Here is a 10,085-nt window from a genome sequence, read left to right as displayed (position 1 = left end):
GGAGCGTCGGTGAAGAGGTGTCAGCGGAAGTGCCGCGCCCTCTGCTGCTCGGCGACGGCGGGGTCGATCGGGTGGACCGGTCGGGCCGACACGGTCGGGTCGGCGGACTCGACCCGGTTGTCGTGGGGACGGGTGTCGTGCGGCCGGGTGTCGTGCGGCTGGTCGCCCGTGGGGCGGTGGGTGTCCACGCGCTGCGTGGGCAGTTCCCGCGTCTCCGGGTCGCGGATGCTCTCGTCCCGGTCGACGTGGCGCTCCTCGACGGGCTCCACCGTCTCCTCCGGCACGACGATCTTGCGCCGGGCCGGCACGAACGCGATCAGCAGGCCGGCGAGGGTGAGGCCGAGGTGCAGCCAGTTGTCGTTGGTGTTGAGCGCCAGCGGGTTGCCGAGGCCGGAGACCGGGTTGCCCGCGAAGACGCCCGCGAGCGCCAGGCCCCACAGGAGCACGGCGCCGTAGGCGAGGAAGACGATCCAGCCGTAGAGGCGGGCCAGGCCGGACCCGGTGGCCATGAGCAGGCCGAGCACGCCGAACGCCAGGTGGATCACGTTGTGCAGCGGGTTCACCGCGAAGCCGAGCACCATGGCGTGCTGGTCGCCCGCGAAGTCGCCGAAGCCGGTGCGCAGGAAGCCCACGACACCGAACGCGAGGAAGACCAGGCCGAGGAGACCAGCCAGCACCTGGGCGGGCTGGAGACCCGCGACCTTGACGCGGCCGACGGTCGAGTGGGTCATCACGCCCTCCAAACGAGGACCACGAGCCCGTCTCTCGGGCTCCGGACGCCCACCGACTACCCGACCCGACCGGGTGACAAACAGGCCGTTGTGGCGCACGGCGCGGAGGTGGGGGCGGGCACGCGGACCCGCCCCCGTTCCCGACAGGGGTCGACCACCCCGCCGCGCCGGGGTTCCACCGACCCGATCCACCCCGTGAGGATCGGGCCGCCGCGGCGCGCGGAATTCATCCGGCGATCACCGCGACAAATGGGGCAATAGGTTTCGCCAATAGATCCGGGCGTCGGCGGACCAGCGCCGAACATCGCCGTCGGATCAGACCCAAGCCCAGGTCAGGGGCGGGAGGTGCGCGTGGCCGAGCCGTTCCAGTCGGCGTTCGTGTTGCTCACGGAAGGTCCCCTCGCTTTGTGCCGGAACACCGCTGCGGTGTGCTTCCACTATCTCGTGGCGAAGTGGTTCCGGTCAAAGGAATAACGGTCGGTAAATGCGTCGGCGACCAGGTCCGCGACGGGTTCCGCGACGGGGTCCGCCGAAGATCGCTTGACCTCGACGTAACTCGAACTCCTAGCGTGGCGGCCGTCCACGACGGAGCAGCACCGGCACCCGGGGGAACGACCATGCACGCCATCCGCCAGCACGAGTTCGGACCGGCAGGGACCCTGCGCTGGGAGGAGGTGCCGGACCCGGAGCCCGCCGCCGGCCAGGTGCGGGTCGCGGTCGCCGCGGCCGGGGTGCACCTGCTGGACACGACGATCCGCTCCGGCGCGTCCGGCGGGCCGTTCCCGCTGCCGGAGCTGCCCACGACGCCGGGCCGGGAGGTCGCGGGCGTCGTCACGGCGCTCGGCGACGGCGTGGGGGGCCACTGGCTGGGCAAACGGGTCGTCGCGCACCTCGGCCGGGCGAGCGGCGGGTACGCGGAGGTGGCGGTGGCGGACGCGTCCGCGCTGCACGCGCTGCCCGACCACGTGCCCGACGAGCACGCGGTCGCCATGATCGGCACGGGCCGCACCGCGGTCGGGGTGCTGCGCATCGCCGAGCCGACGGCCGACGACGTGGTGCTGGTGACGTCGGCGGCGGGCGGGCTGGGCGCGTTGTTCGTCCAGGCGGCCAAGGCGGTCGGCGCACGGGTCGTGGGCGCGGCGAGCACCGCGAAGCTGGACTTGGTGGAGCGGCTGGGCGCGGACCTGGCCGTCGACTACACGCGGCCCGGCTGGGCGGGGGACGTCGGCGAGGTGAGCCTCGTGCTCGACGGGGTGGGCGGCGCGGCGGGGCGGGCCGCGCTGGAGCTGCTGGGCGTGGGCGGCCGGGTCGTGCTGTTCGGGTGGTCGGCGGGCGAGCCGACGCGCCTCGACACCGGCGACCTGTACCGCCTGGGCATCACGGCGACGGTGGCGGTGGGGCCGCGGATGGTGCGGGGCACGTCGCTGCGCGGGCTGGAGGAGCGGTCGCTGGCGGCGCTCGCCGAGGGCCGGCTGACGCCGCTGACGACGGTGTTCCCGCTGCGCGACGCGGCGGGGGCGCACGCCGCGCTGGAGGGTCGCGCCACCACCGGCAAGGTCGTGCTGGTGCCGTGACGCGGAAGGCCCCCGTGCCGCGGCGGCGGGACGGGGGCCTTCCGCGGTCGGGGCCTAGACCGGCACGGTGACGATCTGCTCGCCGTCGAAGTTGCGCACCTCGACGGCCACCACGTCCTCGGGGGCGATCAACGCCGAACCGTCGAGGTTCGTCCCGTCCTTCTCCCCCGCCGACGAGACCAGCCAGCTGCCGGCCTCCTGCCTGCTGCCGTCCTTGGAGACGACGAACAGCTTGCACTTCTCGTCCTGCGCGATGCCCGCGACGGACGCGTTCACCCGCACCCACCCGGCGGCCGGTTTGACCTGCACGGTCATCCGCGCCCCGGTTTCCGGGTCGGTCGCCGAGCCGAGCTTGGTGCCCGTCGGCGGCGCGGGCGGCTGGCTGGTCTGCGCCACCCCGCCCGGGTCGGGCGCGGTGCCCCGGCCGACCGCGAAACCGCCGCCGAGCACGACCGCGGCCACGGCCGCCGCCGCCAGGCCGACGCCGACCCGGCGGTTGCGCACCTGGCCGCCGCGTTCGGCCCGCACCTGCCTCAGCGTCCGCTGGAGCAGCAGGTCACCGCCCTCGGGCGGCCCGTCGAGCAGGGCCTCGGGCGGCAGGTCGCCCAGGGCGCCCTCCATCGCGCGCAACTCGTCCAGCTCGGCGCGGCACGAGGCGCAGGACGCCACGTGGTCGTCCACCGCACGCACCTCCCGCTCGTCGAGCACCCCCAGCACGTAGGCGCCGAGCAGTTGCTGATCGTGGTTCGTGGTCATCCGGCCACCCCCTTCAGCGCGACCTTGTGTCCGACGAACGTCTCCCTCAGTGCTCTCAAGGCGTAGTGCGATCTCGATTTCACCGTTCCGGGCGGTACGCCGAGCGCCTCGGCCGCCTCGGTCACGCTGCGGCCGCGGAAGTAGATCTCCATCAGCACGTCGCGGTGGTCGGACGACAGCCGGTCGAGCGCTTCGAGCACCACCATCGAGTCCACCACCGAGTCGGCGTGGTCGCGTTCGACGGGTTGCGCCGTCGGCGACTCGGCCACCTCCTGGGGTCGGGCCGCCCTCGCCCTGATCCGGTCGGTGACGATGTTGCGCGCCACGGTGAGCAGCCACCCGCGGACCGAGCCCTTGCCGTTCACCAGGGCGTCCGGGTGCCGCCACGCGCGCACGAGGGTTTCCTGGACGACGTCCTCGGCCGCCGCCCGGTCCCCCGTCAGGCGCGTCGCGTACGCGAGCAGCGCCCGGCCGTGCTCCTCGTAGAGGGACCTGATCAACGCCTCGTCGGCCGCGGCCTCCCGTTTCCGGGACCACAGAGCCGCCATCCACCCACTCCTCTCGTCGTCCCCGTCGTCACGGACACGCATCCCGGGCGGGTTCGGTTCACCGTGGCGTGGGTTTTTCTACGAGCAGGTCCCGCCGGTGTTGAGGCAGGTCACGACGCGGGCCATCAGGGCCTCCGGCATGGCGTTGACGAACATGGCGTGGTCGGTGCGCGGGTCGCGGGCCTGCTCGGGGAAGCTGTCGATCGCGAACGGGCGGCCGGCGGGCACGTCGTAGGCGACGCGGACCCGCAGCCTGGGCACCGGGAAGGTGCCCGCCCGGCACACCCCGTTCGGGGCGGCGAAGTCCAGGTGCGCCCGGTGGCTGGGGCTGTCGGTGTTGCGGCCGTCCCAGCAGCTGGGGAAGTCGAAGGTGCGCAGCACCCGGCTGCCGGGGGCGCACCGGGGGTAGCGGTCGGTGCGGCGGTCCTCGAATCCGGTGCAGCTCCACCGCGCGTTGGTGCGGCCGCTGGTGAGCGCCGCGGGGTCGCCGGTGATGGCGCGCAGGAACGGCGGCATGCCCACCACCCCGCTGACCGGGCTGCCGGTGAACGTGATGGTCACGTCCGCCGGGGGCACGACCGCGCCGGTGTTGCCGTGCGCGCCGCCGCCGGGCGCGTGGGCGTCGTGGCCGGCGGTGTCGGTGAGCCGCAGCACCGGCCAGTAGTAGGTGGACCGGTCCCCCGACGCGCACGTGGTGGCGCCCGCGGCGAGCGACTCGTCGGTGGAGTGCGCGTCGGTGGTGAGGTTGCCGACGTACTCGTGGGTGTGGTGCGCGCCGAACGGTTGGCCGGGCGCGCTGACCACGTTGTCGGCGTTGAGGTGGCGCTCCTCGTTGCGCCCGCAGTCGACGGTGAACGTGCCGGTGGAGGCGTCCTGCGTGGTCGGCACCGACTCGTGCGCGACCGGGACGTCGTCGATGGCCACGGTGCGGTCGTCCGAGCAGCCCGCCACCAGCACGAGGACCACGAGCAGTGACAGCCACCTCACGGGGACAGCATATTGGGGTTCGGCTGAGAGGTGGTGGTCCGGGCGACGAGGTGAGACGGCCGGTGGTCAGCCCGCGGTGGCGGTCACGAGGGTGCGGCCGTCGGCGGTGACCACGCTGACGGCGGCCAGCTCGCCGGGGTCGACCATGACCGCGCCGGCCAGGGACGTGTCCTCGCCCCGCGACGCCACCCAGCCGCCCGCGACGTAGCGGCGGCCGTCGGTGTCGGTGACGACCAGCGTGCACCTCTCGCCCGGGGCCGCGCCGTCCACGACGGCGCGCAGCCGCAGCCGGCCGTCGGCGGGCGTGACGGTGGCGGTCATCCGGACCCCGCCCGCCGCGGTGGCGAGCAGGACCCGTTCCCCGGGCACGCTGTGCTGCCCCAGGTAGACGCCGCCGGCGAGCACGGCGGCGGCGAGCACCGTGCTCGCCGCCGCGACGGCACCGCCGCGGCGCCGGTGGTCGCGCACCCGCTCGGTGCGGACCCGGCGCAGCGCGCGGTCCAGGATGGGATCGTGCATGGTCTCTCGTTCGGCTAGTGCTGCCCGGGACGTGCTCCGAGCGGCGACGGGTTGCGGCGGGTGCGGTGCATGGGCGGCGGGCCCTCCCTGGTGCGGCGGGACACCCTGCACACGGCCCCGCGGCCCGTCCGGTTCACCGGCCGGCGGTGTTTTTCCGCGGTCCTTCCGCGCGGTCCTTCCGCGCGCGTGCCGTCAGGGGCGGTAGAGGCCCTCGTAGCGCGGGCCGTGCGCGGTGTGCACGACCTTGCGCTTGACCTTCAGCGTGGGCGTCAGCTCGCCCTGCTCCTGGGACAGGTCGCGGTCGAGCACGGTGAAGCGCTTGACCTGGGAGACGGTCGCGAAGTGCGCGTTGGCCTCGTCCACGACGCCCTGGAGGAGGGCGCGCACCTCGGGGGTCCGCGCCAGGGTCGGCAGGTCGGTGGGCAGGCCCCGGTCGCGGGCCCACGGGACGATCTCGTCCTCGTCGAGGGTGAGCAGGGCGACGAGGTAGGGCTTGGTGTCGCCGTAGACGACGGCGTGCGAGACCCAGCGGGACTGGCGGAGCTGGTTCTCCACGTTGGCGGGCGCGATGTTCTTGCCGCCCGCGGTGATGATGATGTCCTTCTTGCGGCCGGTGATGGTCACGAAGCCGTCCTCGTCGACCTCGCCCAGGTCGCCGGTGTGCAGCCAGCCGTCGGTGAGGACCTCGGCGGTGGCGGCCGGGTTGTTCCAGTAGCCGGCGAAGACGTGCGGGCCCCGCATGAGGATCTCGCCGTCGGCGGCGACCTTGAGCTCCAGGCCGGCCACGCCGAAGGTGCCGACCGAGCCGAGGCGGTGGTGGGCGAGGGTGTTGACGGTGCCCACGCCGGTGGACTCGCTCATGCCGTAGCCCTCCAGGACGGGCACGCCGGCGGCGGTGAAGAACTCCAGCACCTCCACCGAGATGGGCGCGGCGCCGGACAGGGCCTGGCGCAGCCGCCCGCCGAACACGGCGCGGACGCGGGCGAACACCGGGTCGACCCGCTCGAACGCGGCGGCCAGGTCGGGCGGCAGCGGCTGCCCGGCGGCCTGGAGCGCGCGGACGGCGAGGCCCACCCGCACGGCCTGGCGCAGCTGGTCCTCCGGGACGCCCGCGGTGGCGACCGCGTGGATCTTCTCGAAGATCCGCGGCACGGACGGCAGGAACGTGGGCCGCACCTGCGCCAGCTCCGGCACCACCTTGGCCGGGTCGCCGCCGAAGAACGCGAGCGTGCTGCCCGTGTAGAGCGCGGACAGCGCCACGATCTGCGCGAACACGTGCGCCAGCGGCAGGAACAGGTACACCACGTCCTCGGCCAGCGTGTAGGACAGCTCCTCGGTGAGCCGGCACATCGTGAGCCAGTTGCGGTTGGTCAGCACGCAGCCCTTGGGCGGGCCGGTGGTGCCCGAGGTGTAGATGATCAGCGTCGGGTCGTCCGGCCGGAGCGCGGCGCGGCGGTCGTCCAGCTCGCCCGGCAGCGGGGACGTGCGGCCGTGCGAGCGCAGGTCGTCGAGGCCGCCGCCCTCGATCACCAGCACGTCGCGCAGGCCGGGCACGTCGTCGCGCACCGACTCGACCTTGGCCAGCTGGGCGGCGTCCTCGGCGATCAGCAGCGCCGCGCCGGAGTCGGAGACGATCCAGGCGCACTCCTCGGGCGCGCTGGACGGGTAGATCGGCACCACGACGCCGCCCGCCGCGAGCACCGCCAGCTCGACCGCCAGCCACTCGGCGCGGGTCTGCGCCAGCACGCACACCCGGTCCCCCGGCGCGACGCCCAGGTGCACGAGCCCCGACGCCAGCTCCAGCACCTCCTCGGCGACCTCGGTGAACGTGACGTCGTGCCACGCGCCGTCGCGCTGGTGGCGCCACGCCACGCGGTCGTCGTGCCGGTGGGCGGCGACGAAGGGCAGGTCGGCGACGACGCGCGCCGCGGGTGCGGTCATGGCGGTGCTCCTCACTGAGCTGTGCGGTGCTGGGCGGTGCTGTGCTGGGCGGTCTGGTGCGGGCTTCGGCGAGTGGCTTCAGGCGGGGCTGACGTGCACGGGGACGCCGTTGAGCACGGCGGTGCCGGACAGCGGGTCCAGGGCGTGGTCGTCGGTGAGCCGGTTGACGTTCACGCCGGGGTGCGCCGAGGCCGTGGCGAGGCGGGTGCCCGGCCGGTCGTGGCCCCAGCCGTGCGGCAGGCTCACCACGCCCGCGGTCAGGTCGGCGCTGACCTCCACGGTCGCCTCGACCTCGCCGACGCGCGACGCGACGCGGGCCGTGCCGCCGTCGACCAGGCCGAGCCGCCGCGCGTCGTCCGGGTTGACCAGCAGCGTGCACAGCCGGCCCTTCACCAGGGCGGGCACGTTGTGCAGCCACGAGTTGTTGGTCCGCAGGTGGCGGCGGCCGACGAGGACCAGGCCGTCGCGGGGCGCGGTGAGGGCGGCCAGGACGCGCGGCACGTCGTCCGCGATCGGCCCCGGGCACAGCTCGACCCGGCCGGAGGGCGTGCGCAGGACCTCCGGCAGGCGGGCGGTGAGGGGGCCGAGGTCGAGGCCGTGCGGGTGGTCGAGCAGGGCCTCCACCGACAGGGCGTGCGCGCCCCCGCGCAGGCGGGCGTCGAGGAGCTGCTCGTCGCGGGTCAGCTCGTCGGACGGGGACGTGCCGACGAGCGCGTGCAGGTCGGCGTCCGGGCCGAGGCCGGCGGCGATGGCGGTGAGCCGCAGCAGGATGTCGCCCTCGTCGAGCGCGCCGTCGGCGAGGGGCGCGGCGGGGCGCGAGTACTTCGCGACGTTGCGCACGGCGTGCGCGGAGAACACCAGGTCGTAGTGCGCGCGTTGGCTCGGCGGCGGTGGGGGCAGGACGACGTGCGCGTGCCGGGTCGTCTCGTTGAGGTACGGGTCGACCGACACGACGAGGTCCAGGCTCGCGAGGGCCGCGTCGAGGCGGTCGGAGTTCGGCGCGGACAGCGCGGGGTTGCCCGCCACCGTGATCAGCGCCCGCACCTGGCCCGGCCCGGGGGTCTCGATCTCGTCGGCGAGCGTGGCGACGGGGAGTTCGCCCGCCACCTCCGGCAGGTCCCGCACCCGGCTGCGCCACCGGCCGGTGGTGAACCCCCTGCCGGTGCCCGTGCCGCGGCGGGCGTGCGCGGGCAGCGGGAACATCGCGCCGCCGGGCCGGTCCAGGTTGCCGGTGAGGACGTTGAGGACGTCGACCAGCCAGCTGGCGACCGTGCCGAACTCGACGGTGGTGGTGCCGATCCGGCCGTGCACGGCGGCCCTCGGCGCGGCGGCGAGCCGGTGCGCCAGGTCGCGGATGACGTGGGCCTCGACGCCGCACCGCGCGGCCACCGCCGCCGGCGTGAAGGGGCGGGCCAGCGCGCGGACGCCGTCCACGCCGACCACGTGCCCGGCGAGGTCGCCCAGGTCGACGAGGTCGGCCGTGAACAATTCGTTGACCAGGGCGAACAACAGGAACACGTCGGCGCCGGGGCGGATCGGCACGTGCTGGTCGGCCGCGGCGGCGGTGCGGCTGCGGCGCGGGTCGACCACCGTGAACGCCCCGCCGCGCGCCCGCAGCGCCCGCAGCCTGCCCGGCGCGTCGGGCACCGTCCACAGGCTGCCGTTGGAGGAGAACGGGTCCGTGCCGAGCAGCAGCAGGAAGTCCGTGCGGTCGATGTCCGGCACCGGGATCGTGTAGGGGCCGCCGAACAGCAGGCCGCACGCGACGTGCTTCGGCATCTGGTCGACGGTGGACGCGGTGAACACGTTGCGGGTGCCCAGTGCCTTGCGCAGGGCGGGCGCGTGCAGCGCGCCGGCGAGCGAGTGCACGGTCGGGTTGCCCAGGTAGAGGGCGACGGCGTCGCGGCCGTGCTCGGCGGTGGTCGAGGTGAGCCGGCTGTCGACGTAGGTGAACGCCTCGCGCCACGACGCCGGCCGCAGCTCGCCGCCCGTCCTGATCAGCGGGGTGCGCAGCCGGTCGGGGTCGGCGTCCAGCGCGCCCAGGGACGCGCCCTTCGGGCACAGGAAACCGCGGCTGAAGGTGTCCTGCCGGTCGCCGCGCACGGCCGTGATCCGGTCGCCGTCGAGCGTCAGCTCCAACCCGCACGTCGCCTCGCACAGCGGGCAGGTGGTGTGAGCGGTGCGCATGCCTTCTCCCCCGTCGTTCCTCGCCGGTCCGTTCCTCGCCGGCCCGTTCCCGCCGGTCCGTTGTGGCTAGTCGTTCGGGCGGTCGTTCAGGTGGCCGTTCGGGTGGCCGTTCGGGTGGCCGTCCCGGCGGCCCGCGCACGGCCGCAGCCGTCCCGCCGAGGTCAGCCCGGTCAGCTCGCTCAGCGCGGCGGCCACCATCCCCGGCCGGGCCAGGCAGTCGTCGAGCCGGAAGCCCGCGACGGCGCGCGACCCGAGCCGCACCGGGTCCACCGCGAGCGGTTCGCCGTGCCCGACCAGGCGGCCGAACGGCGCCAGCACGGCCAGCGCGTCCTCCACCGGGCCGCCGACCACGACGTCCACCGGGCCGTCGGCGAGCAGCCGCCCGGTCAGGTCCGGCCCGGCGGGGTCGACCGCGACGTCCGCGCCGAGCCGCACCGCGAGCCGCCGCTGCGCCTGGGTGGGCGCGGTGGCGACCACCCGGCCCGCGCCGAAGCTCACCGCGAGCTGCACGACCAGGACGCCGACCGGGCCGCCCGCGTCGTGCACCAGCACCGCCTCGCCGCGCCGCAGGTGGGCGCACGTGCGCAGCAGGTGCCACGCGGTGAGGCCGTGCCGGGCCAGGTCGAGCGCGGCCTCGTCACCGAGGCCGGCGGGCAGCGGGTGCGCGACGCCGCCGAGCGCCAGCGCCCGCCGACCCGCGACCTCGACGACCTCCACGTGCCCAGGCAACACGCCCCGGTTACCCGCGAGTTAGTCGTGACTCCACGACAACTAAGCCGAGAGTCCAACGCCCAGGTCCCGAGAGTCCAACGCTCAGGCCCTCTGAGTTCTGCGTTCAGGAC

At 74.9% G+C, this 10,085-nt stretch carries 9 protein-coding genes; 1 reads left to right on the top strand and 8 read right to left on the bottom strand.

All coding sequences use genetic code 11. The annotated features are described in order from the left end of the window. Positions 1–20 precede the first annotated feature (20 nt). The gene (locus tag ACR807_RS18635) at positions 21–731 is read right to left on the bottom strand and encodes a DUF4383 domain-containing protein (protein WP_438922609.1); all 711 of its coding nucleotides are present in this window, start codon (positions 729–731) and stop codon (positions 21–23) included. 617 nt (positions 732–1,348) lie between these two features. Here ACR807_RS18635 and ACR807_RS18630 point away from each other — a divergent pair. After that, a complete protein-coding gene (locus ACR807_RS18630) occupies positions 1,349–2,305 on the top strand; it encodes a zinc-binding dehydrogenase (RefSeq protein ID WP_438922608.1) in 957 nt (318 codons plus the stop codon). A 54-nt stretch (positions 2,306–2,359) separates the two neighbouring features. On the opposite strand, the gene ACR807_RS18625 is transcribed toward ACR807_RS18630, so the two are convergent. The 7 genes from ACR807_RS18625 to ACR807_RS18595 all read right to left on the bottom strand — a co-directional run bounded on the left by ACR807_RS18625 (position 2,360) and on the right by ACR807_RS18595 (position 9,960). Next, positions 2,360–3,061, bottom strand: a complete 702-nt coding sequence (locus ACR807_RS18625; RefSeq protein WP_438922607.1) for an anti-sigma factor family protein — start codon at positions 3,059–3,061, stop codon at positions 2,360–2,362. Further along, entirely contained in the window at positions 3,058–3,609 is a 552-nt protein-coding gene (locus tag ACR807_RS18620) for a sigma-70 family RNA polymerase sigma factor (RefSeq protein ID WP_438922606.1), read from the bottom strand. Before ACR807_RS18620 ends, ACR807_RS18625 begins: the two co-directional genes overlap by 4 nt. Positions 3,610–3,687: 78 nt before the next feature. Beyond that, the gene (locus ACR807_RS18615; protein ID WP_438922605.1) at positions 3,688–4,596 is read right to left on the bottom strand and encodes a DUF1996 domain-containing protein; all 909 of its coding nucleotides are present in this window, start codon (positions 4,594–4,596) and stop codon (positions 3,688–3,690) included. A gap of 66 nt (positions 4,597–4,662) precedes the next feature. Next, a complete protein-coding gene (locus ACR807_RS18610) occupies positions 4,663–5,115 on the bottom strand; it encodes a hypothetical protein (RefSeq protein WP_438922604.1) in 453 nt (150 codons plus the stop codon). A gap of 192 nt (positions 5,116–5,307) precedes the next feature. Continuing rightward, the gene (locus tag ACR807_RS18605) at positions 5,308–7,056 is read right to left on the bottom strand and encodes an AMP-dependent synthetase/ligase (protein WP_438922603.1); all 1,749 of its coding nucleotides are present in this window, start codon (positions 7,054–7,056) and stop codon (positions 5,308–5,310) included. A 78-nt stretch (positions 7,057–7,134) separates the two neighbouring features. After that, positions 7,135–9,243, bottom strand: coding sequence for a molybdopterin-dependent oxidoreductase (locus tag ACR807_RS18600; protein WP_438922602.1), 2,109 nt, complete (start codon positions 9,241–9,243; stop codon positions 7,135–7,137). A gap of 66 nt (positions 9,244–9,309) precedes the next feature. Further along, the gene (locus ACR807_RS18595; protein WP_438922601.1) at positions 9,310–9,960 is read right to left on the bottom strand and encodes a zinc-binding dehydrogenase; all 651 of its coding nucleotides are present in this window, start codon (positions 9,958–9,960) and stop codon (positions 9,310–9,312) included. Positions 9,961–10,085: the final 125 nt, after the last annotated feature.

Origin of the sequence: Saccharothrix sabaoui (assembly GCF_051756985.1) — a bacterium.
GTDB lineage: Bacteria > Actinomycetota > Actinomycetes > Mycobacteriales > Pseudonocardiaceae > Actinosynnema.
The sequence above is the reverse complement of the archived record's forward strand: the minus strand, read 5'-3'. Positions and strand labels throughout refer to the sequence as shown.